The organism is Thermoanaerobacter wiegelii Rt8.B1 (assembly GCF_000147695.2).
Classification (GTDB): Bacteria; Bacillota; Thermoanaerobacteria; order Thermoanaerobacterales; family Thermoanaerobacteraceae; genus Thermoanaerobacter; species Thermoanaerobacter ethanolicus.
Genome location: NC_015958.1, coordinates 839,312 through 864,009, shown reverse-complemented (window position 1 = coordinate 864,009; position 24,698 = coordinate 839,312). Strand labels below are relative to the sequence as shown.

Here is a 24,698-nt window from a genome sequence, read left to right as displayed (position 1 = left end):
CATTGTCCAGCAATCCATTTAGCAATTTCTTTAGGTGGGGTAAGAAAAAATAAAAATACTAATAGACATTTACCACATTAACTTTACCATCTAAAAACAAAATATCTTTTCCGCTTTCCAAATCAATTATATGAACACTTCCACTTTCAACTTCAATAAATCCTACCGAATTAATCTTATCTTCCCGTTTGCTAATGGATGTAGAACCAGGATTAATCATCACACAATTTTCAATCTTTTTTATTAAAGGAATATGCGTGTGCCCAATTATAAAATAATCTAATTTATACTTCTTAATCAACTTATGTATATCTTCATCAGAAATATTATGGCCATGTTGAATCATAAATCTCTTCCCCTCAATGAAAGCAAAGACATACGGTGTTTGTATAGGTACATCAAGCATCATTTGGTCAACATAAGCATCACAATTCCCTTCTGCAATCAAAATTGGAACGGGAGAGGCATTTACAGCATCAGCAAGTTTTTTCGGGTCATATCCTTCAGGAATTTGATTACGGGGTCCATGATATAAAACATCCCCTGCATGTAAAATAATATCCGAATCCTTTAAAAAATCCCACGCCTTTTCCCATGATTTATAATCTCCATGAGTGTCACTTATAACACCAATTTTCATATAATATCACCCTACCTTTCTACCTATTCTAAAGCTATTTACTATAAGAACATTCTTCAGTGCACTATCATCCACCTGCTCTACCTTAATAGCAAATCCCTCTTCTATCACGGGAGGTTGTAGTATCTTTCCTCACCCCCGGCAATCAGACCATCAAAACGAGTGTTCCCATCTCCTTCTCCCCTTGTCTTATGTGACTTAACGTCTCACCTTAATTTTAATTTTATCATTTTATAAAGCAAATTCCAACACAAATATTAAGAAAATTTCGACATACCCTGGCAAAAATAATCTAAACCCATTTTGGAACGCCGGATACCAAAACTATATTCTGTTGCATGTATAATAGATGTATAATATAATGAAACTAAGAAAGATTTAAGAAAACACAGAATATAAAAGCTATTAAAATGTCAAACTTAGTGTAAGAAAATTAAAGGAACAAATATGGTAAGCCAGAAATTTATAATGAATATGAAGGAGGAACACAAAATGACATGGATAATTTTGGGTATCGTAGCAGTTATAGTTTTGTGGTTTATTGTGACTTACAATGGTTTTATTAATTTGAAAAACAGAGTAGAAAATGCTTGGGCGCAAATAGATGTACAGTTAAAGAGAAGATATGACCTTATACCTAACCTTGTGAATACAGTAAAAGGATATGCTGCTCATGAAAAAGAGATTTTTGAAAATTTAGGAGAATTAAGGGCTAAGGCAATGGGAGCTCAATCAGTAAAAGAAGTAGGAAATACTAATAATCAGATTACACAAGCTCTTAAGACAATTTTTGCTGTTGCAGAAAATTATCCAGAACTAAAGGCAAATGAGAATTTTTTAAAACTCCAAGAAGAATTAACTAATACAGAAAATAAAATTGCTTTTGCAAGACAGTTTTATAATGATATAGTCATGCAGTACAATGCAGCACAACAGAGAATTCCTGCTTCTATTGTTGCAAATATGATGAGATTGACACCCAAGGAATATTATCCTGTTGATGAAGGTGAAAGAGGGCCTATTAATGTTCAATTTTGATTAACGAGGGTGTGAGTGTAATGTCTAGAAAAACTCTATATGAACTTCAAGCAGAAAATGTAAGGAAAACTTATCTATTTATAGTTACATTTTCTCTTATACTTTTTGCTATAGGTTATTTTTTGTATGGTATTTCAACTGGGGACTTACAGGAATAGTTCTTTTAGCAATTTTTATTGTGCTGTATAATTGGATAGCGTATGAGCAGTCAGATAAAATAGCTCTCGCATCGGTGGGAGCCATTCCGGCAAATCCAGAGGAGTATTATGTTCTTCATAATATTGTGGAAGAAGTCGCTCTCGCAGCAGGTATACCAAAGCCCAATGTTTATATAATGGAAGAATCCCAACCTAATGCTTTTGCTACGGGCAAAGACCCAAAGCATGCTTCTGTTTGTGTCACAACCGGTCTACTTCAAATGATGAATAGAGAAGAGCTCCAAGGAGTAATAGCTCATGAAATATCTCACATCAGAAATAGAGATATACTTTTGATGACGGTTGTTGCAGTTGTTGCAGGACTTATAATTTTACTCAGGGATGTAATGCTAAGAAGTATGTGGTGGGGAATGGGAGAAAGCAGAAGAAGAGATAAAAATGACAATGGAGCTATAATTCTCCTCATTATTGGGCTTATTTTTTCTATTATTGCTCCTCTTATTGTATTAATTATAAGGTCTGCAATTTCAAGACAAAGAGAATATTTGGCAGATGCAACTGGTGCCTATATTGTAAGAGATCCCTATGGTCTTGCATCAGCTCTTGAAAAAATAGGTAGTTATACTAGACCCATGAGAGTTACCTCTGACGCAACAGCTCATTTGTTTATATCAAATCCTTTCGGAAGAGCGGAAAAGTTATTTGCAACTCATCCACCAATTGAAGAGAGAATTAAGAGGTTGAAGAGCCTTACAATGTAAAAGACATAAGAAAATTTTATAAGGAAGGGTGTAAATAGTAATGAAAGAAAAAGCGACATTAGAAGAGTGGAAAGAATTGTATGAGGTAACTGTTAAAATAAAGGAATTAAATCCTTGGAAATATTTTTGGGATGTAGATATAATAACACTAATTTTGCCAGAAAATGAAGAACCAGTATATTGTAGTGTAATGGGAAGAGGAGGAGAATTTTACGGTATAGGTTTTTATTTTGGGTTTGATGCTTTGGATAATTTTTACAAAATTATTGAGGTTACCGATATGCCACCACAGCAAATTCAGCGATTTCAAGAAGATAATGTAATTATATGCTATTTTGGGGATAGAGAAGAGTTGTTTAAAGAAGAATTGCAAATTGTAAAAGACCTGGGATTGAAGTTTAGAGGTAGGAATAACTGGATCTATTTTAGATCTTTCAAGAAAGGATATGCTCCTTATATTTTGAATAAAGAAGAAGTATTAAAACAGACAGCAATAATGAGACATTTATCACAAGCACTAAAAAATTACATTGAAGAAGATATTGTAGTTAACTTCGAAGAGGGAGAAACTTTAGTTCATAAATACGATGAGCAAAAAAATCAATGGGTTACTTTAGCAGCTCCCCTTTTGTTACCCCAAAGAAAATATTTAATCCCTATATTAAAAGATGAGCTTCTTTTATCAAGAATGGCAAAGCAACCAACTACTTCTGCCGAAATAGAAGTTGATATAGCGTACTTGAATACCATAATTAGAGATAAAGAATATGATAGACCAATTGCAGGGAGAATTTGTATTCTTGCTGATTCTAAATCAGGGATGATAATAGATCAACATATTCTTTCTCCAGAAGATAATGAAGTACAATATGTTTTTGATATGGTAATTCCATATATTTTAAATATGGGTAAACCAAAGAAAATATTTGTAAGAGATGAGTATTTATTTCATTTATTGGTTGATTTGTGTGAAAGGACTAAAATTGGTTTGTATATAAAGAGCCGATTAAATGCGATTGATTATTTCATAGAAGAATTTATAAACTTTAGATAGGGAGCAGGATTTTATCTGCTCTTACTTATTTTCAAGGTAATATATGATATTGCTGAAATTGTATTTAGCAAGGTGGTACGGCGGAGTGATGGGTATATATGGATATATCTTAATACAGTTATAAGATAGGCCAAACGTCCCCCTATCTTTTTCCTGTGCAAATATTAAGAAAATTCGACACGTCCTGACAAAAATAATGTAAGCCCATTTTGGAACACCGGATACCAAAACTATATTCTGTTGCATGTATAGTATATGTATAATATAATGAAATCAAGAAGGAATTTCTCTATGAAAGTACAGAATATAAAAGCTATTAAAATGTCAAACTTAGTATGGGAAAAATTATGAGGAGTGCCAATTATGTCTTTGCCAAAAAGAAAAGAAGTTTATACTTATGAAGATTATTTAAACTGGCCGGATGAACAGAGAATAGAATTAATTGACGGGCAAGTTTATTTACACACTCTTCCACCTAGAATACATCAAGAAATTTCTGGAACAATAGTCTATCAATTCTTTAATTACCTAAAAGATAAAGAATGTGAAGTTTATTTTGCACGTCTTGGAGTAAGGCTTCCATCAGGGGATGAAAAAAGCGATAAAGAAATAAAGACTGTTGTGGAACCTGATATTGTGGTGGTATGCGATAAATCAAAATTAGATGATGAAGGGTGCAAAGGAGCTCCTGATCTGATTGTTGAAATCACATCACCTTCAACTGCAAGAAAAGATAAGGTAGAAAAATTTAACTTATATGAAAAACATGGAGTGAAAGAATACTGGATAGTAGAACCAGAAGTAAAATTGGTAACAGTATTTTTGCTTCAGGAAAATGGTAAATATGGCAGACCAGAAGTTTATACCGAAGAAGATAAAATTAAAGTTTCTATTTTTGAAGACCTTGTAATAGACTTAAAAGATGTCTTCAACTATTGAAGTGATTCTTTTTTTGGTATGTCTTTTAGTATGCTTCTCCATCTGGTAGAGCATGTTACACTAAACATTTAAGAAGATTTCAACACATCTCGACAGCGTTCCACTACCAACTGAGCGGTTCTTCTCCCATAAAGGGAGCTTTTATAACTTAAAACCTCTTCCTCAATAAAACTTGCAGAAGAACCCCAAATAATTAAAAAAAGCTTAGTATCCTTTAGATGATGGTCTATTAAATTTTGCAAAAGTGATAGAATACTTTTATTTGAATTAACAATATAAGGAAATTCGTCAATTACAACAACTAGCCGCTTGTCCTTCGCCTGTTGAGCCAAAAAGAGAAACGCTTTTTCCCGTGATTCATATTGATGGTTTATCTTTACAAAACTCGGTCAGTAATGTAGTTTTTCCTACACGTCTTCAAGTTTGTTTAATGTTTCAAGTTCATATTCTCTTACCAATAAACATTAAATTCACCTCATTAACTTATAAATTACTAACTCTAAAGTTACTAACTTTAGAGTTAGTAATATTATAGCAACAGATTTGTTTTTTCATGTCTACCAAATTATCTATTATTATTCTGCAAGATATCATGTATTTATCCATTCATCAGCTAATTCATCCATAAGCTTCCACACATCTCCTAACTTCCATTTATTACTTGTACTATCAACCTGCTCTTTTCTATGCTGTCAATTCTCAAATTAAATCTCCAAAGATTTTCAAATTATAATGGCATTTTTTAAGTGCATAAAAGTATTTTTTCTCAAATTATTACAGCCTGATTAAAAATTTTTTTCACTTTCCAAGAGCATTACCGCCAAAATATGTTAATATCTGTTATTGAAATTTTATTTAATTAATATATAATAAAATTGAGAGTAACACAAAAAGTGCTACTCTCATAAACTGATTTCATTTTGTGCCTGGTATATTACTTCTTCGTCTATTTCTCTTAGCCTTTTAGAATACGCATAGAGTAAAGAAGCTGTTACCAGGTTATTTATTATCCTTGGGAGCCCTTTTGTTAGGGAATATATTGCTTCATATGCTGATGGTGTAAATATATCATCCATCATTCCGGCTATTTTCATTCTTGTTTTTATATAATCTTGAATTTCTTCTTTTTTTAGCCCTTGCATCACATACTTTATAGAAATTCTTTGCCTTAGTGCACTGTTTACATTGAGAGCTAGTTTGTTTCTTATGTGTGGTTGTCCTGAAAGTATCAATATATACGGGTTTTGAGAATCCATATTAAAGTTAAATATTATTCTCAAATCTTCAAGAACATCATTAGAAACCAGTTGTATTTCATCTAATATTATGACAGGAGTTATTTTCTGGCTATAGTAAAGTTCTGTTATCGCTCTTTGTATCTGGTAAAAGAGCGTTACTTTTTTGTATGAGGGTGTTTCGCCTAAAATCATAGCCAATGCTTGATAGAATTCTCTCACTGTAAGTGTAGATAAAGCGAAATAACATGGTTTAAATGTAGAACGGTTGAGGCTTTCAGCATATCTTCTTAATGCAGTAGATTTACCTGAACCGGCCTCCCCAACGATAAGTCCTATACCCCTTGTTTCTTGTAAATATTTTAACCTGGCATTTAATTCAGCAATGTCTTCACTTATGTAAAGGTCGTTTACACTTATCTCTTTAGAAAATGGATTAAATTTCATTCCAAAATATTGGGTAAACACTTTAAGGCACCTCTCTTTCAATCAATGATATCGTTAAAAGAGATTACTTTATGCTTGGTAAAATCACTTATTTCTTCATTTTCGTTTACGTCATTTTTGCCTTTTATATACGCAGCAGGAATTTTAGCATTCTCATGAAAGTTCACTTTATACGCTTCCCCCACTTTTTTGCCCTCATAATAAAGTAGAAGCGGTGTATTATCCTTAAGCCACTCAGGGTCATATCTGACTTCTAAGTGCATATTTTTAAACTTTTCTTCTGTTTCATAAAGTATATTTTCCACTTTAAGTGTAGCATCCTTATTTACCTTACGATTTACTCTTATGAGAAAACATTCATTCAACATATCTATGTTACACATATTTATTCTTGATATTTGTGACATGAAAAAATCTAAAGGACTCATGCCAATACTGCTGTGTTCTTTTCTGTTGTAATCTTCCTCCAGCCATTTAAAAACATCATGTTGAGTTCATCTATACTCTTTACGGAGGTAGGATCTATTGTGCTTAAGAATCTCATTCTCACCGTATGAAAGAATCTTTCTATTTTTCCTTTTGAATGAGGTGAAAAAGGCTCAGCGTGAATAAGAGATGTGCCTAGTGAAGCACAGATATATTCCAATTGAGTGCTTCTATATATCTTTCCGTTGTCAGTGTAAAGCATTTTGGGTATCCCCCTTCTTAGCACCGCCTCTTTAAATGAGTCTCTTAAAGCTAAAAAATTCTGGGTATAGTAAAAGCGAGCATAGGTACAAAGCCTTGAAGCATCATCTATATATGCAATAAGGTACGTTTGTCTTTTTGTTTTACCTTCTTTAATATATGGCCCATACATGACATCAGTTTGCCACAGTTCATTGATGTATTCATGGGAAAACCTCTTTGTTTTACCCTCTTTTTCTTTATCTAGAGATTTTACAGGAATGTTTTTCAAAAACCTATAGAATGTCGAAAGGGATACTTTATCCGGTGATATTATTCCTTCTCCTATCAATGTCTCATAAAGAAGTTTGTTGGGCATTTCAGGATGTTCAAGCTTCTTTTGCTTTATTCTCTCTGAAAGTTCAAAGTCTATCTTTCTGTATTTGCCTCTGTCACTTCGATAACCCGGCTTTAACGCTTCTATACCACCTCTTAAATACTGATACAGCCACCCTCTAAGTGTCTTAGGAGTATATCTTCTCATTCCAAGATAAGGTATCTCAATAGGTTTATCGGAAAGAGCATCAAAATATTCTTTCTGATTTTTTACCTGTCCGTTTAACACCGGACTTATCAGTGAAAATCTCTTTAATGCTATAGCTTCTCTCGCTTTTTCATCAAGCATTTATATGTTCCCCCTTCACTTTTTTGATTTCTTAATCGTAATTTTAGCTCATATCTGGGGGACATTAAAGGAAAAAGCTATGTTGCTAAGAAAAAATCAAAATTTTTATTTAAATCTTTCATGTTTAATGCTAAAATTATGTGAGAGGGGCCAGAAATGATTTTTGGCAATGGGCATAAAACCGTTGGGAAAAGAGTGGTACAATGTTTATTATGTCCAAAATCTCTCTGGCCCTCTCTCTTTGAGAACTAACCTCGAATAACTTTATGTAAGGGTCTATTTGCCTTAATCCATATATGATAAAACTTAAATTATTCATTATCCTTTTGGTGTAAAAATATATATGCTGTCTTGAAAATAGTATGGTAGGGAAGTTTCTTTTTAAGTCATTTATGAAAGAACTGAGAGTTTTTTCTCTTGTAAGTGTCTCTTTTAAAGACTTTACAATCATATTGGAAGAATACTGAAAATGAGGAATACAGAAATCAGGGAGGTAGGAAAGAGTCCTTTTGCACACAGGGCATATATATCTTCTTATGGCTATTTTTGTGCAGATGGTTCCATCTAAATAGTAACGGTAGTAAAAACCGTGCTTTTTTAGTTTTACTCTACATTTGCAGTCAGGATGAGGGCATCTATCTGGTGGGTCAGGGAAATTGTAATCTTTACTTTTTTGCAAATATTCTTCAATGTTATCAACATGAAAAATTATTTGCATAAAACAACATCTCCAATTAAAAAATTAATGCTAAAAGAATGTGATGAATTTTTTTCACATTCCTTTAGCATTAATTTTATCACAAGATTATTTAATCTGAAAAATTTTATCGGTTTTGGGCTGAATTAATTTGAGAAATGACACTATGCCAAGTGTTACAATAAGTGTACGTATAAACTCTTCTTGGCAAAAAAGATTTAACAGTTACTGTTGCAAAGCTTACCACCATTAACTCTTCCTTCAAATTCTAATATAGATCTGTTACCAAAAAAATAAAGACACTACTTTTCATAGTACCTTTATTTCAAGAACTTATCTAAATCCTCTATTTTATCTATCTCAAATATATTATCAACAATAGCCATCAATGTTTCTCTGTTTGCACCATCTATTTTCTTTACATATTCTTCAGGAACATTTCCAAATTTCTTCTCTAATAACTTAATAACAGTTACTCCTATTCCCCTCTCCATGCCTTTTTCTATTCCTTTTTCTATTCCTTTTTCTATTCCTTTTTCTATTCCTTTTTCTATACCTTTTTTTATCCCTTTTTCAATACCCCTTTTCTCGCGCTCTTTCATCTCTTGCAATATGGTTTTTTCAAGATTTGATATCATTATTTTCACCTCCTTGTTTTCATCTATTATCCTCTCTATATTTTCTCGCTCTTCTTCCGGCAATCTAGCTAGTAATATCTTTTTAAACCATGCTTTAAATAATAATATTTCATCTTTATCCAAGTTATTTAATATCTCTGATAATTCCTTAAGCCTTTTCATTATTTCTTCAAATTCTACTTTTTGTTCTAATAAAAATACAGAAGCTATTAAGTTTTCTAACTTTAATAATTCTTCTTTTGTATACCTATTTACATCTACTAGTATATATTTGAAATCTACTGTATATTCTCCAAAGGTTTCATAGGAATTTAGTGTTTCTTTGTAGCTTGTTTTTGCTGTCCATTTACGGACTCCGTTGTACAATACTATCGGTACTATAACTGGTAATTTAAAATCTTTCCTTCTTGATTCTTTTTTTGGTATGTCTTTTAGTATGCTTCTCCATATCTCTACCATATATAAAAGTAATCTGTAGGGCATTTGATAGTCAACTGTAGATTGTAATTCCATCAATATATAAAATATAACTTCTTTTTCTTTTAATTTTACTCTGTAAACTAAGTCTGCTTCTTTATCTGCAAAGTCTTGTAATACAAATGACTTATCTACTTTAACTACATTTGCCTCGTCTATATCATTTACCCATTCATGTTTTACAAAACTTCTTAATAACTCTATAAACACTCGCTTACTGGATAACAAAAATTTATACCCTTTGTCATGCTGATTGTAAATAGCTTCCTTTACATTTTTATCATCCATGACATTTTGCTCCTTCTTAATATTATTATATCTCATAAATGATAAGTTTTGAATAACAATTTATAATTGCTGTTACTAAGTCTCTAAATAATTTTCATTCTGTATTCATTTTACCATTTTATTTCCTAAAGACCAATACAAATATTAAAAATATTTCGACATATATCGACAAAAATGAAAATGTGTAACACAGCAAAGCCCTGAGGATAATATTAATAACTTAGCTTCACCTAACATCTTTACTATTTTTCAAGCTTTAAGAATAATAAAAAAACCACACATTTTTATCTTTCTTATCCTGCCTTATTTCGCTTATTGTATAATTTTGGTTTTTATACTCCTCTGCAACTTTTTGGGCATCTTCCTTTGTTCCCAAAATCCTTACATACATTTTACCACTTGAAGTTTTTCCTGTTGTAACTTGGTATCTTTTTTCATCCTCTTCTTTCCTTTTACTATGCTTTCTCTTCCATTCTTCATGATCTAACGGTTTAGCATTTTTTACAGCTTCAATAATCAAATTAATATCCTCTTCACATATATTTTCTCCTTTTACTTTTCTAATTTCTCCAACAGCTTCCATTCCGCCAATAACAACAGGCATGCTGCAATCTTTAGCTTTCACCCATTTAGCCCGTTTAAATATTACAATTGGATATATATGACCTTTAACTCTCTCATGCAAATCAGGCAAATTTTCTTCTAACCATTTTTTGAACAATCTAACATGCCTTTCATTTTGCTTAGTAGGGCTTTGAACTTCAACCCACTTACTACCTTGTTTCATGCGCCATTTATCTTTTGTCCCTAAAAAAGCCCCGTCCCATGACTTTGTCTCTAATACAAAAATCCCATTTGTATTCAACACAAGGTGATCGACTTGTATAAATTCGTCAGGCTCTACTTCCAAAACAAGATCGTTTACAATAACCGCATTACTTGGAAGCCAAAGATGTAATGCCCAGCCTACCGAATTCTCACCACTGTTTCCTTGCTCTTTCTCAGAAATGCGTCTCCATGTATAAGCAACATCTGCAATAGGTTCTAACAGCCATCCAAAAAAGCCTTCACTAATTTTGTCTAGATGTTTTTGTTTCTCTCTTTCTTCTTTTTCTTTGATTTTCTGATAAAAGAGCTTTTTTATTTCTTTATCTTGTTCTACAAAACTGGCTAACATTTTTCTCCCCCTATACATTTTCCTTTTCCCTACACTCTTTCAATCTCCCTCGCCAAATTCCTTTCTAATGCTATATTTACGGCGTTAGTTTGATAAACTCTTACAATGTCTTCTCTTAACGGCTTAAGAAGTCCTGAGCATCCAGCATGTTAGGATTTTTTATAATCCTTTTCTTTGAAATAATCAAGTAAATATGTCAAAGATTGTAGCAGTCAGAATATTTAGTGGGTATATCAGTAAAAGTTTTCTTAATCCCAAAAGAATCTAAAAAGTCTTGAATATGCTATCTTTGTATAAAGTGTATTTTTCCATATTAAATCCTGCTAATAAGTACCCAAAGAGAGGAGTACCTAAGCTAATTGACGGATTGTAACTTTTTGCAGTATTTATAAATCTTCCTATCCTGTCGCTTAGACTCACCGATTCTTCATATAAATAATTTAATAACTCAGCTACTTCAACCAGTCTTTCTTTAGCATATTTATATAGGTCATCCAAATTGCTCCAGTGGACAAAACTACCCGTTGGAGGATTTTTTCCCTGGAAATATTTTATTATTTTGCTAACATTTTTAGAAGTAATTCTTTCATCCTTCAAATAATTATTCAGTTCACTTAAAACTTCTTTCTTATATCCTTCACCATAATCATCAGTTTCTTTAAACTTTAAATACTCCTAAATAGCAATGTCGATATAATTATCTTCAAATAATTTTCCTCTCAAATCCTCAATCCTCATTTCAAGACCCCCTGTAAAAATATAAATTGCTTTCTTTAACTAATCCATAATATAAATGTTATTATACCCTTAAATTCTTAGTAAGCATAAAAATTCCCCAATTTTTAACCTTAACGACTTTCCAATTCTACTATAATAACCATTTCAAAAACATATTCTACAAATTTATTAAAAATCCTCTTTTAAATTTGTCTCCCGTCTATAATTCCAGGAGAAGTAAGACGAATTAAAAGTTCCTAAAATTTTAAATGAATACTCATTGTCGATAATCTTCCATAAAAAATAAAGGCACCAGCTCAGGCAAGGATTCATAGTGCCATAGTTATATTTCACCTTAAAGAATATTACCAAAAAGTTATGAGGGAACCGCCAAAAATAGGTAGTAAACTTTAATATATAATAAATTGAAGATATAATACTATCCTGAAAATAATGATCCTCAAAAAGGCAATAAAAAACTAAGCCCATACTTAATGTAAAAATATGGGATAAATATGAAGCTATATAAATATAACTATATAAATAAATATAAAAAGTTACGACGCTACTTCTTCAACCGTGACCTTTAGTCCTAAAGACTCCAGCTTTTTCAAAGACTGCCGGATGACCATGTTGCGCCTTTTCTCTTCATAATAAGTAGGGCCTAGTTCAATATAAGGTTGCTTTCGCTTGAGAATATGATAAACTATAGTTAAGATGCTGTGTGCCACTGCAACTGCTGCTCGGTTTGCTCCTCTTCGAGCAGCGATGCGGTGGTATTGACTTGAAAGATAGGTGTCTTTTGCTCTAGAGGCGGCCCGGGCAGCTTCTACAAGAGAGCTTCGCAATTTTTGGTTACCTTTTCGAGTCCTGGCAGACTTTTTCTTACCAGCACTTTGGTTTTGACCTGGACACAGTCCTGCCCAAGAACACAAATGAGCAGCAGATGGGAACTGCTCCATATTCGTGCCGATTTCGGCAATTATCTGTTCTGCAGTTCTTCTACCTACTCCGGGAATTGTATCCAACAGTGCCAGGTCTTTTTCAAAAGGGAGCATACGATTTTTAATTTCTTCATCCAATTTTGCTATTTCTTCATCGAGGTAATCAATATGTCTGAGCTGTATTTCCAGGAGCATCCTCTGGTGATCATTGATCAACCCTTTTAAAGCACGCTTTAGTTCTTCCTTTTTACTTTTTAACTTACCCTGAGAAAGTTCTGCGAGGGACTCAGGATTGTCTTCACCATTTATCATAGCCTTAAGTATGGAACGACTGGATGAACCGTTTATGTCAGAGACAACAGAAGACAGTTTGATATTAGCTCCTTCTAAAACCTTTTGTATGCGGTTAAGCTCTCTTGATTTTTCTTCAATGAGGCTTTTTCTATAACGAACAAGTTCGCGAAGCTCCCTTTGTTCACGGTCGGGCCTTGTAAGAGGCCGTATTGCAAAAGACTTGCTATCCATTCAGCATCTTTAACATCGGTTTTTCTACCTGGTACATTCTTAATATGCTTTGCATTGACAAGTAGAATCTTCAGATTCTCAAGCTCCAGCAGGTTGTAGATAGGTTTCCAGTAAGAACCGGTGCTTTCCATAGCAACAACAGTACAACCTTTGGTTTTAATAAACTCTTTTAATGCAATAAGGTCATCGGTCATGGTTGAAAAAGTGCGGATTTCTTTACCTTATGGTGTTATTATACACGCCACGACGGTCTTTTTATGGACATCTAATCCGCAAACGTGAGAATAAACTAAATCCATAAAAGAACCAACTCCTTTTTAATATTTGTACGATAGCGACTTTAATATTGAAGGGCTGGTGCAACAACCATAAAGGGTTATTCTATCCTGCGTGCTTCCCGCAAAGGGAGCAACAATCTGTGGTGCACCTGGTCGTTGGGGTCTGTCTATGAGTCGGGCTCGAAGCACCAAGGTAAAAACGACCTCCCTTCGCCAGCCGCTATACTGATTATATCATAAAAGCGCATTTTCATCCTCTGCTGGTGCCGCATTTGCGGCATGGGAGTCTATGATAAAAAAATGAATTAGCAAGTTTTTATTCAAAATTAAGGGGTTAATTCAAAAATATTTTTCATTCCATCTTAATCTTTTCATGATTTTTATCAAATATTTATAAACTACATATAATTATATCCAAATATAAAACATTCCCTCTTTTTATATATGTAAAAAGTGGTAGTCTTCAATCTGAAGCATGATATTAGATGCTGATTTTTTGTCAAAATAAAAAAATCCATAGAATTATTATACATCCCAACATTCTTCTTTATCTGAGATAAATTCAAATCCATCTTTACATTGATCTCTTATTATGGCAGAATAAAGCATAACGTTCTTCTCTCTTGATGCTTTAGTCCCGCTCAAGAACTCAGCAGTCACATAAGTATAGAGATCATCATTAGCTTGATTTAGATCTTTATAATACCCATCATATATTTTCTTAAGATATTTTGCACAAAGAGATATATTGAATTCTGTATTAACTAACTTTTTTACAAATTTAAACGGACTTTGTCTGAGAACATCCTTAGCCGTTGAAATTTTTATTTGAGCTAATCCTGCTGAGATATCTTTTCTTATAGCAATGCTTGGAAAATATTTGCACAATATAGTTTCCATCAAACGATTATACCACTGACCTCGGTTAATATATTCTAGCGTCAATATAGTTGTTAATAAATCTACATTTATGTTATTCTCCTTTGCAGCTTCACTAATCTCATAATAATAAGCATTAATAGTAGGATATTCTAACTCTAATTGATATTTTACTATTTTCAAATCTTCATGAAACGTATCGATATCCTTATAAATAGACGTAACAATGTTTTTTGAAACTAACCCTTCAAAAGTAACTGGAAATGCATATGACATTAAAGTATATAGAATTGCAATTCCATCATTTGATACTAATACGAATTCTTCTCCATCAAAAATCATGGGGCATAGATATCTAATAGTCATATGTGCTATTATAACCGAAAATATAATAAAAACAAGATATCCCGCTAAATATGCAGTTTTAAGACGATTTTTATAAAACGAAAGCAATTTATATTGAACTAAAGCAGGCCAGACAATTAAAAAACTTCCAATAAAAATTCCTGTTTTAATCTGTTTTTCACTGTAACCCAAAACATGATAAAAAACTATACTTAAAACCACTATTATAAGAATTCTTGTTGCCGAGCTATTTACTGTTTTCTTAACGTCACCCTCATATATAAGCTCTTGAATAGAAAAATACTTGCGAGGTATTAAAACTCTATGAAATTTTATAAAAACTATATATATTAAAGCAACTATTAGAATATAGTTCCAATCTGATCGATATATAGTGGGCAATATAGTGGACACTACTAACACCATCCTTTGAGAGTTAATATTCCTTATTTAAACAAAGCCTTAGGCCAACTTAACTAGAGCTAATATGATAGCAGCTATTATGTATTTTTACACAAGGAAAAACAAATTAAATCATTTTCAGGCTAAATAAAGAATTGATAAATCTATGACCGTGATTAGTGCAACAACACCATCTACTAAATAAAATACAATAAGGGAGATAGCGCTTGGCCTACAATTTGAAAAAAAGATTTTCTCTTTGATGAAATTAAACAATCAAATTTTTTACGTTTTCTATATCTAAAAGTTTTTAAAAAGGTTTTTAATTCCTTTTTATTATCTAAGCATGTCAAGTTCGTTATATTTTTAGTTACAAATTTCCTCAAATCATATAGTTTAAAGTTAAATTTACAAAATAGCTTTTTCATAATATATGTTCTAAGTTCTTTGTCGATATATTTTTTCATCTTTAGCCTACTATATACCTGTTCATATACTAAATACAGTACGAAAAGATAAACAAAAGGCAAATACAAGACTGTCAAAATGACCGGCAATAAAAAGGATTTTAAAGTTTCTATACATACAAAGGACTTTAAATCCTTAATTACCAGGCATGTTGCATTCAATAATATAAAGATGCCAGATACACCTAATATAAATGATGTTACTTTTTCAACGGAACTGTACTTTTCTTCTCTACTAGCTATTACTAGAACCATTCCTAACAATGCTATTATGGGAACAATTATTAATTCACATATTAAACTAAATGTATATCTATTTATAATAAATTCTAAAACCATGTTAAAACTAAAATTTTCTTTAATTTTCTTTTTAAAATATTCTTCTTTCATTGCTTTGTCAGTTGAATCAAACAACATTGGAACAGGAATAAAAATAATCCAAATAATAGTATCTTTGATTAAACTAAATTCCCAAAATCCGACTTTGTATAAGATGTAGATAATAAATGATATCCATATGAACATTGAAAAAAATAATACTATAAAAGTTTTTGAAGCGAAAGTTCTAAGTACATCTAAAAAACTGTTACGAACTTTTTTGTCCTTCAGCATAAAAATAAGAAAACCCGCAGACCATAACAAAATAGCAATTTCTCTATTATTAAGCAATTAATCCCTCCCAAAAAGGTCTTATTCACTGTATTTATAAGCATAAAATTCAAATATAAAAGGGTCTTATTCACAGAAAGAATATAAAAAATTCCTTTTATATAAAGACTTTGATAATAATGTAAAAAACTCCATTTAAACGAAATTCACAAGGAACTTAAACCAGTAAACTCACTTTGAAAAGTGCCTTAATTCTGTTTTCTTTTAGTTCGGTATAACATATCTAGACAGCTTAATACCTTTGCTAACTTCTGTTGCATATTATTGATTTATATTGATTTAACCCAGAAGCGCGAATAATATCCATCACCTTAAAATCATTTTCAGTTATAATTGATGCATATTTGATTCCAAACAAATGAATATTTGCCACTTTATAACCGGCGGGTGCATTGTCATACATTGATCATAATATTGAACCTAATTCGTTTTCAGTCATTTCCTTCGCCCCTATCCATAGTTTAAGTTATGTCAGATAAGCCCCTAATTTTAAGGGTTATCAAATCTTACAATCGTTGATACAAAAAGATTTGAGAAAAAAGAAGGTTTTTTATTAAATTTTTGCTTAAAAATTTTTCTTTTTGCTTCAAAGCATTTTAAAGTCGATATTAAACCTTATACTGATAAGCCTTCAGGTTATAAAACTTTGTCTCTTCTCAAAGACCCTATATCCGTGCCATCGAGAAAAGAGGGATTATAACCAGTAAGAAACATAGAAGCTAAACTACTCCGAATTTCAATGTACTTCCCATACCTATTTTTGATATTTTGTACACTTTTTTCATGCGGACCAATCGGAAAAATCCTGCAATAAATAGTCATAATTTTCTTCTGTTATGCTCAAACATCTCGATGGTACAATCACTTCGTTAAGAAGCTGAAGCTTTTTCTGTAATACCTCATTTAAACGCTCTTCCACTGTTTTTCCTCTGCTGCTTATGCATATAGGGTAATATATATTTACTTCGCGGGTCTGTCCTATTCGATAAACCCTATCTGTAGCCTGCTTTTCAACAGCTGGATTCCAATCCCTTGTATAATGAATCACATTATTGGCTTCAGTTATGGTAACACCCACGCCAGCAGCTCTTGTAGAGAGAATAATAACGCCAAAGCCGGAAGATTCTTTGAACCTGTCAATAATGCTCATCCTGTCGCCTTTAATGTTGCCATTTATCACAGGACAATTTATGCCAAAAACATCCATGATGACTTTTCTCAATATCGCCTGCATTTTTATATAATGGGTAAATATAACCGCCTTTTCACCTCTACGCTTTATCTCATTTAAAAGTTCTATAAGGCGTTGAAGTTTCCCTGACTCACTTAAAAGTTGAAAGGTATTCACTTCACCTTCATCTCGTACAAGGCGTGGATGGGCGCACAATTCCATCAACTTTTGCAATACACCAAGGGGTGATTCACTTTTCCCCTTATTTTTATAATCTTCTATCAATTGACAATAGACTTTTTCTTGCAATGCTGTAAGTTCTACTTCTAAAAAAACTCGTTCTTTGCAGGAAGTGATAAAATGCCATCTTTTACTCTCCTCAGGTACACAGGTCTTATCGTGTTCAATAGTTTGTTCTTTACTTCTACGTATGCTTCACTTCTATTGCTTATAGCATCCTCTATAGGTATTTGATACGTCTTTCTAAACTCATGATAACTAGATAAAAGACCAGGTTGCACATAATCTATTATACACCATAGCTCACCTAGATTGTTTTCCACAGGAGTCCCGGTCATAGCTATCTTGATTCTGGCTTTTAAGGCCTTAACAGCCGATGTAGTCAAAGTTGTGCTGTTTTTTATTTTCTGTGCCTCATCGCAAACAACTGCCTGCCAATCTATTTGCCCTAACAGCAATTGATCTCTAACAAGCGTCTCGTAAGTGGTCAACGTGATTTCATAATTTTTAAGAAGCTCGGGTGTTTTATACCTTTTGTAACCTGTATGCCTATATACAGAAGTAATTTCAGAGAACTTACGTATTTCGCTCTCCCATACATCTAACAAAGTATATGGAGCTATGATTAGCGTAGGTTTAATTTCATTACATTCTTTTAGATAACACAAGAAACTAATTATCTGTAAAGTTTTTCCCAAACCCATATCATCAGCGAGCAGCCCACCCATGTGATTTTCGTACAGGCCCTTAAACCATAAAAATCCTTCCTTTTGATGCTCGTACAGCTGGCAATTTTTTAAATACATAGGATATCTAAAGTCGCTTATGCTAAAATTACCTGTAAGCTGTTTTTTCAAGCTTAACGCCGTTTCGTTATACTCCAGATTCTCTATGTTTTCATATATTTTCAAAACATAAGGCAATCGTGTAATATCTATCCTCTGTGTTTTCCTGAATTGCTCATTATCAACTATATTTAAAAATCTGCTAGCCTGCTCTCTATCAATTTTTATCCAGTTGCCTTTATAATTTACATAATCTTCTCCGCTCTCAACAGCTTTTTGAACCAGGTGCCTATACTCCTCCACATCGATCTTAGCATTATCTTTCAGTTCGTTTTTCCGTGTATAATCACCATCTTCATCAAGACCAAAACCGGTATCTTCATGTATGATCCCACCTATCTCAAAATCAAACCACCCGGAATTTTTATCTCTTTTTATATTAATATACGGATTAGCCCTATAGACCTTAAGTCCGAGTTCTTTTACCCTTTTACTGAAATTAGACAAATCTATATTTTCAGGTAAAATAGAATATGGGTCGGTCAAAAACCTGGGTATCTGAGTCCCTTTAAGATGCCCCTGTCTAAGAATTTTATTATAATTTTGTACGACTCTATCTTCCAAAAAAATTCTTTTCCTCTTTATACCTTCACCATACAAAGTATTATGCTGTTTTAAGACCTTATCTTTGCTATCTTTTAATAAACTATCAATTTCATTGCCTAAAACCGGTACAATTTGGATATGATCGTCGCTGTGCTTAACTATATCCACATCCAGTTTTTCAGAATAGTACACTTCTTCGCTTTCCAAAAATTTATCAAAAGTCACATTAGCCGACTTAGCTTTATATTTAACTTTTGCGATAATCTTCGCCTGCAATAGAGGGTCAGCAGTGGGCTTATACGCATCTATTTCATTTAAAAGGCTGTAAAGATTTAATGGTATTAAATAAAGGCTGCCGTTGTGGGACACTACATTTTTAATTCTTCTATCCAGAGGCCCCATCTTCTCATCTTTTATGTATATGTCAGGTATCAACGCAAAATCACTACTGCCAAGGATTCCTTTCGCTTTTATATGGACTTTTATCGAATTATCTTCAACAGGAAGGCAAAGTATACACCTCTGATCTTCAGCGATATTGTATAAAAATTCATAAGGTATCACATAAAAATTGTTTTCTTCCTGCAAAATACCTTCCTGCCACAAGCCTTCAAGTACATTTAATGCCTCCATTTCATCAGGCAAGATATCCTTTAGCCATTCTACTGGGTTTAAAAAAAGCGGTATTTTTATTTCAACAGGCTTTCTCTTTTTTAAAACATGACAAGCAATTTTAATACCCCTATCTGATAAGTCTTTTGAAATCTTTATCAATTCCAATCACCCTTCAGCAGCTGTCGTACAGTATTATAAGCTCTGAATTCCCATCTTCCTCCGTGTATTATCCTAGTAATAGCAATGCTCTCATCTTTAAAAAAGCTATCACTTTTAGAACTGTCTTCACTGGCAAACGCGCCAAATCGGCGCTTAAATACGTCTGTTTTATATATATAGGCGGCACCAATGGGTTCGAATTCAACTACTACAAATTTATCGAAATATATAAAATAAATTATTTGATTGCGGTTATTCTTTTTAACCACAACAAAGTTCTTAATATAATCAATATATTTTGTCCAGAAATTATACCTTCGCCTATCAAGATGCTTTTTCATCAAATTATCTAAAAACCATTTTCTGCACTTGCTCCATACCGGCTCAGAGACATCTTTCCAGAAGAAGTCTTTTTCCCTACTTTCAGGTATGTTTTTGCTTTCTAATATATATTCCATTATATCATAGTTAAGCTCAGAAAATGGTATATTACCCACATAATTTTCAATAAACCTCAACAATTCATTCTGATTGTACATTTTTACCGCATTTAAAATTACTTTCGGATCGCTGCTCATATAAGTTTCTTTATCGCAATAAAGATAAAAATATTTTTTTATGTTCATTCCCAATTTTGATTTTTCACTAATTTTTAAGGTATTAAAAAATTTATCTATATTTAGTTTAGTTTTACTTATGTGAACACAAATAGACTTAATTACGTCATCATTAACTATCATTACTTTAATAAACTGCAATATTTTTTCATCTTTAAACAGCTCTACAAAAACTTCTTTAAATTCATTGCAAAATTTCGTAAAATAATACACATACATCTTATTGTAATAATTATTCTGATACTGTTCCCAGAGCAAAGCGGCGAATTTCTTTTTAAACCTCAATCTTATAATTTCATAAATCTTGTTGGGATCGATGTTAAAATCAGCAGCAGCAAAATAATGAATCAACAGGTACAATTCACTATTTTTTAGCGAAAACGCCAGATCGCGAATATCTTTAAATGGCGTCTTAACTATTTTTTGCAGCAACATGAGCCTTTCTTCTTCATCATTATTTTTTTCAAAAGTTATTGCCTTATTTGAACTATTCGATATTATACGATTTTTAATTTCAAGCAATTTATGAGGAATATATACGAATTCACGTGTGCTCACTTTACAGATCCCTTCCTGAGGATTTTTTGCATCTCCATTATCATTTCCTCTTCTTTTAAGCGAAATTTAAATTCTACCCTTCTGGATTTCTGCCTGTTTACTTTCCCGTTTTCAATGATCAGCTGGCTGTACGAACGGCCATTGGCCGTTATATATGACATCAAATCTGCTTTTGTTTTAGAATCAATGCCTTTTATATTAGATTGCAATATATATCTGACAACCTCAAACGCCCTCTTCTGAGAGAGCTCCAGATTGTACATATAATCACCAGTATCATCGGTATGGCCCTCTACAATTATCTGTGATATGTACTTTTTAAACCGAGGATCCATGAGTATCGATAAGTACCTGGGGATAAATTCATTTAAATACCTTTTGCCTTCCTCTTTTAACTCAAACTTATCCTTATCAAAGAATACACCTTCGCTAAAGCTTATAGCTCCCGTTTGAGGATCTATGTTAAGCGTCATATCTGAATTGCTAAACTCCTTTAAAAGCTGATCTATTATACGAGCCCTCACGCCAATTAAGTCATCAACCTTTGCCTTCTGCAAACTGAGTTCAGCAGCAATGGCGGCATATTTATAAATCATAATGACAATTAAAAGGGCAAACATCAAAAGCAATGCAGCCATCAAATCTGAATAAGACTGCCAGTAATCGTGTACTTTGTTCTCATCCTTCAATGGTCTGCATCTCCTTCTCTTCGCTTCTCAAGGTATTCTTAAATTCAATAATCACCTTCGGTAATTCATCTACAGCTTCTTCAATTTCGCTTAATGTCGAATTTAGATAGCTTGTTATGCTGGCAAGCTCTTCATCAAATAAAGATAAGCTCCGCTTAAGCCCTTCATGAGTTTTATTAGCAAACTCTTCCATAGATTGTTTGAGGCTGTTGTTTAAGATATCAATATCCTTACTTATATTGGCATAACTCTTTTCAAGCAAGCTGAATTTTTCGTTGATCTCCAATATGTATCTAGATATTATTTGAATATGTTCTGTCTTATCTTTTAACAATAAATCCTTTTGCTCGTTGATATCTTTTATCATTTTTGACATGTCTTCAATAAGTCCATTTATGTTTAAAGAGACGGATTCTAACTTTGATATATTCTCAACCAGATGGTTATTAGCCGCATTGACATTATCAAAGTAATCAGAGAAATTTATAATTGTGTTTTCAATAGCTTTATTAACATCCTGTAAATTCAGTATGTTATTCGACAATTTTTCTATAAGTTCATTCATACCTTCTTTAACCATTTGCTGCCACTTTATCATCTCGCCAATGGACTCGCCCAAATCCGCAAATTTCCCTTTTAATGACAGATCCATACTTTCTATAAACTTATTAACAATTCTTTGAACTCCTTCTAACTGGTTATCGTATGCCAGATTAGCAAATCTCTCAATCATCTGTTTTGAGCTCTCAGTGGACTGCCTAATCTCTCCAATCGTATTGTCAAAGGATTCCACGATCTTAGATGTAACCTGTTGATTTATAATATTGGCGAACTCAGGGAATATCCTTTGTTCCAGTATATTCGACAACATATTGCTAAGCTCCAGGGATAAATCGGATACAAATTTTTGCATATATGTCTTTTGCTCTTCCTGAATCTCTCTTATGTCTTTGAGATAATCGTCTATTTCCTCTTGTGCAAACACTTTTTTGTACGAGGAATGAAAAGAATGGATCTTTTCTCTATAATTATGAAGCCGTTTCCTGTCAAAATAAGACCATCCCAAAGAAGAAACAAGGCCTGCTATTGATGTAAGAAAAGCCAGATACATTCCTGATATTAAGTTGTTTATCCCTTGCTCCAATGCCTGAGTACTACCCGAAAAGTTAAGATCACTTAAACCCAAAACAAGTCCAGCAAAAGTACCTAAAATACCAAGACCTGTAAATACACCTGGCATCATGTCAAATACCTTTCGCTTACCAGGAATTTCAACCAAAGCCGTATAATCCAAAACATCCACAGCATTTTTTATATTGCCACTATAGCACCTGTTTTTAAACTTTTCAAGTAATCCAGTTATGTATTTGTCATTTTTCTCTTTTTCTATTATTTCATCTGTCAGCTCAATCAGTTCCCTTAGTAAGATATCTTTATCTGGTATGTTGTGGATTTTTTCTATATATAAATCGACAAGTCTAGTATATTGTTTAGGTTTTCGGTGGGCTAAAAAGAAAACAAATACAGCTAAGAGAATAATACCGAAGCAAAAAATATCATTAAAATCTGGGATTAATCTTATTATAAAAAGTGTAATTTCTTTAAAAATCAAAAAATTACACCCCTTTCATATTTTGATTTGGATTTATGTCAATATAGTAGACACAAAAACTCGAAATTTTTATGCTGACTTTTTAATTAAATCCTCAAATTGTTGCGGAGTCATATATCCTATACTACATGAAGATACTTATAATAGGAGCTCCTTGAAACTTTTAAAACTTTACACATTAATTTAATTTTTATTTTCCTCAATAAGCTCAAATATAGAGCTTACTCCTTTGCGAATATGGCCATGGCTTTTTTTAATATTTCATTCTCCTCTTCAAGCCTTGCCATCTTCTTTAACATAGCTTGATATTATGCTGCTGTAATTGTTGTGCCTTTGTTGTCTATATTTATTGGTTTTGCTTTCTTCAACCAGCCTGATATTGTGGATTTTGAGATGCCATATTCGCTTGAAAGCTCTGCTAGACTTTTGCAAGAGTTATACAACTCTACTATAGTATTCTTGAATTCATCATTGTATTTTCTTTGTCCTCTTGGCTTTTATAGGCACTTCCTCTCTTTTATTTTTATTTTATCCTGTTCGAGTTAAAGTGTCTATAATATTATACTAACACCAGTGGAAAGATATTTCGATAACCGGTCTGTAATAAAACTGATTTTTCAGATTCGACTTTTTTGGGTTCAGTTTTCTCCACTCGTGAGGTGATTGATTGAAGTGGATTTTCCTGCAAAGATTCTGAAGAGATCTCTTGACTTTCTAGATATTGCTGATGCCATTTATGAATGAAGAACATGTCTATCCATCCCAATAATATAGGAATACCTGTCCAACTAAACGCTAAATAAAGGATGCCTCTTAAATACTTACCGTAATAAAAAAGATGAGCACCTAAACCACCAAAAAAGAGCGCTAAAATATAACCAACTGTTTTTGATTTGCCACGTTTCACAAAATTGTTCCTCCTTTTTAACGAGTACTATCTTATTTTATTTAGATGTAAACTAAAACTAAAACACACTCCCTCGAAGTAAGCTATTGATTTTTATGAATTGTTAAAAAACTTTTATATTAGTTAACTAAAATTTTTCATCCTGCTTTCATTTTACCATTTCATTTCCTAAAAATCCAACATAAACATTAAAAATATTTCGACATATATCGACAAAAATAAAAACAAGAATAATCCTGTTTGCTAAAATACCTTTAAAACCTTACAAATACTCACTCTTTTTCTCTTTCAATTTCTTTCACTTTTACTGTAATACAATTTTCTTATATACTTAATCTGACTCATTGTTAACATTCCTTTCTATCCCAATAGTCTTTGTAGCTAAAGAGTAATATATTTTTGGTATTTTTTCAGGATTTTTAACTTCCGAAATCTCTCCATTTTATTTTACCACTTACAGCATAGAAACAAAGTCACAAAAACCAGAAATATAACCAATGTAAAACAAGGACAATAAACACGTTGGTTATGTGCAATAACGTGGTTTGAATCAACTCCTTGGATCAATTTTTGATAGATGGCATGAATGTCCGTAAGCATTATCCCGCAAGAT

General features: G+C 32.5%; 19 protein-coding genes and 4 pseudogenes. 4 read left to right on the top strand and 19 right to left on the bottom strand.

All coding sequences use genetic code 11. The features are described from left to right. Positions 1 to 58: 58 nt before the first annotated feature. Entirely contained in the window at positions 59 to 640 is a 582-nt protein-coding gene (gene yfcE / locus THEWI_RS04080; protein WP_014062550.1) for a phosphodiesterase, read from the bottom strand. Between the two features lie 492 nt (positions 641 to 1,132). Here yfcE and THEWI_RS04075 point away from each other — a divergent pair, with 492 nt between their 5' ends. The 4 genes and pseudogenes from THEWI_RS04075 to THEWI_RS04060 all read left to right on the top strand — a co-directional run bounded on the left by THEWI_RS04075 (position 1,133) and on the right by THEWI_RS04060 (position 4,590). Then, positions 1,133 to 1,678: a LemA family protein gene (locus tag THEWI_RS04075; RefSeq protein ID WP_014062549.1), complete on the top strand. Its 546-nt coding sequence runs from the start codon at positions 1,133 to 1,135 to the stop codon at positions 1,676 to 1,678. A gap of 20 nt (positions 1,679 to 1,698) precedes the next feature. After that, positions 1,699 to 2,597: pseudogene (gene htpX / locus THEWI_RS04070) on the top strand (zinc metalloprotease HtpX). Between the two features lie 40 nt (positions 2,598 to 2,637). Beyond that, complete coding sequence (locus THEWI_RS04065; protein WP_014062548.1) at positions 2,638 to 3,651, top strand: DUF7309 domain-containing protein; 1,014 nt, start codon at positions 2,638 to 2,640, stop codon at positions 3,649 to 3,651. 363 nt (positions 3,652 to 4,014) lie between these two features. Continuing rightward, positions 4,015 to 4,590, top strand: coding sequence for a Uma2 family endonuclease (locus THEWI_RS04060; RefSeq protein ID WP_014062547.1), 576 nt, complete (start codon positions 4,015 to 4,017; stop codon positions 4,588 to 4,590). A gap of 68 nt (positions 4,591 to 4,658) precedes the next feature. Here THEWI_RS04060 and THEWI_RS13865 read toward each other — a convergent pair whose 3' ends face one another. The 18 genes and pseudogenes from THEWI_RS13865 to THEWI_RS13635 form a co-directional block, all read right to left on the bottom strand. After that, positions 4,659 to 4,922 carry an AAA family ATPase gene (locus THEWI_RS13865; RefSeq protein ID WP_341853094.1) on the bottom strand — a complete coding sequence of 88 codons (264 nt, stop codon included), beginning with the start codon at positions 4,920 to 4,922 and terminating at the stop codon, positions 4,659 to 4,661. A 570-nt stretch (positions 4,923 to 5,492) separates the two neighbouring features. Beyond that, complete coding sequence (locus THEWI_RS04055; protein ID WP_014062504.1) at positions 5,493 to 6,293, bottom strand: ExeA family protein; 801 nt, start codon at positions 6,291 to 6,293, stop codon at positions 5,493 to 5,495. Positions 6,294 to 6,310: 17 nt separating this feature from the next. Continuing rightward, positions 6,311 to 7,623: pseudogene (locus THEWI_RS04050) on the bottom strand (DDE-type integrase/transposase/recombinase). A gap of 136 nt (positions 7,624 to 7,759) precedes the next feature. After that, the gene (locus THEWI_RS04045; RefSeq protein WP_014062545.1) at positions 7,760 to 8,341 is read right to left on the bottom strand and encodes a DUF6431 domain-containing protein; all 582 of its coding nucleotides are present in this window, start codon (positions 8,339 to 8,341) and stop codon (positions 7,760 to 7,762) included. A gap of 299 nt (positions 8,342 to 8,640) precedes the next feature. Next, complete coding sequence (locus THEWI_RS04040; RefSeq protein ID WP_014062544.1) at positions 8,641 to 9,723, bottom strand: Rpn family recombination-promoting nuclease/putative transposase; 1,083 nt, start codon at positions 9,721 to 9,723, stop codon at positions 8,641 to 8,643. Between the two features lie 256 nt (positions 9,724 to 9,979). Beyond that, positions 9,980 to 10,900 carry a nuclease-related domain-containing protein gene (locus THEWI_RS04035; protein ID WP_014062543.1) on the bottom strand — a complete coding sequence of 307 codons (921 nt, stop codon included), beginning with the start codon at positions 10,898 to 10,900 and terminating at the stop codon, positions 9,980 to 9,982. Positions 10,901 to 11,164: 264 nt separating this feature from the next. Continuing rightward, positions 11,165 to 11,497, bottom strand: coding sequence for a hypothetical protein (locus tag THEWI_RS04030; protein WP_041589199.1), 333 nt, complete (start codon positions 11,495 to 11,497; stop codon positions 11,165 to 11,167). A 677-nt stretch (positions 11,498 to 12,174) separates the two neighbouring features. Next, a pseudogene (locus tag THEWI_RS04025) lies at positions 12,175 to 13,280 on the bottom strand (IS110 family RNA-guided transposase). Between the two features lie 609 nt (positions 13,281 to 13,889). Beyond that, on the bottom strand, positions 13,890 to 15,002 hold the full coding sequence (locus THEWI_RS04020) for a hypothetical protein (RefSeq protein WP_014062542.1): 1,113 nt from the start codon (positions 15,000 to 15,002) through the stop codon (positions 13,890 to 13,892). 185 nt (positions 15,003 to 15,187) lie between these two features. After that, positions 15,188 to 16,126: a hypothetical protein gene (locus THEWI_RS04015; protein ID WP_014062541.1), complete on the bottom strand. Its 939-nt coding sequence runs from the start codon at positions 16,124 to 16,126 to the stop codon at positions 15,188 to 15,190. Positions 16,127 to 16,370: 244 nt separating this feature from the next. Then, complete coding sequence (locus THEWI_RS15550; RefSeq protein WP_483027927.1) at positions 16,371 to 16,529, bottom strand: HTH-like domain-containing protein; 159 nt, start codon at positions 16,527 to 16,529, stop codon at positions 16,371 to 16,373. 378 nt (positions 16,530 to 16,907) lie between these two features. Continuing rightward, a complete protein-coding gene (locus THEWI_RS14745; RefSeq protein ID WP_244262320.1) occupies positions 16,908 to 17,474 on the bottom strand; it encodes a DEAD/DEAH box helicase in 567 nt (188 codons plus the stop codon). A gap of 149 nt (positions 17,475 to 17,623) precedes the next feature. Further along, positions 17,624 to 19,702 (bottom strand): DEAD/DEAH box helicase, encoded by a 2,079-nt coding sequence (locus THEWI_RS04010; RefSeq protein WP_244262319.1) that lies wholly within the window; start codon positions 19,700 to 19,702, stop codon positions 17,624 to 17,626. Then, positions 19,699 to 20,877 (bottom strand): hypothetical protein, encoded by a 1,179-nt coding sequence (locus THEWI_RS04005; protein ID WP_014062539.1) that lies wholly within the window; start codon positions 20,875 to 20,877, stop codon positions 19,699 to 19,701. The genes THEWI_RS04010 and THEWI_RS04005 overlap by 4 nt, the downstream gene beginning before the upstream one ends. Beyond that, positions 20,874 to 21,566, bottom strand: coding sequence for an OmpA family protein (locus tag THEWI_RS04000; protein ID WP_014062538.1), 693 nt, complete (start codon positions 21,564 to 21,566; stop codon positions 20,874 to 20,876). Before THEWI_RS04000 ends, THEWI_RS04005 begins: the two co-directional genes overlap by 4 nt. Beyond that, positions 21,556 to 23,178: a MotA/TolQ/ExbB proton channel family protein gene (locus tag THEWI_RS03995; RefSeq protein WP_014062537.1), complete on the bottom strand. Its 1,623-nt coding sequence runs from the start codon at positions 23,176 to 23,178 to the stop codon at positions 21,556 to 21,558. The genes THEWI_RS04000 and THEWI_RS03995 overlap by 11 nt, the downstream gene beginning before the upstream one ends. A 308-nt stretch (positions 23,179 to 23,486) precedes the next feature. Continuing rightward, a pseudogene (locus tag THEWI_RS15545) lies at positions 23,487 to 23,654 on the bottom strand (transposase); the annotation flags it as partial. 83 nt (positions 23,655 to 23,737) lie between these two features. After that, positions 23,738 to 24,085, bottom strand: a complete 348-nt coding sequence (locus THEWI_RS13635) for a TM2 domain-containing protein (protein ID WP_014062536.1) — start codon at positions 24,083 to 24,085, stop codon at positions 23,738 to 23,740. Between the last annotated feature and the right edge of the window lie 613 nt (positions 24,086 to 24,698).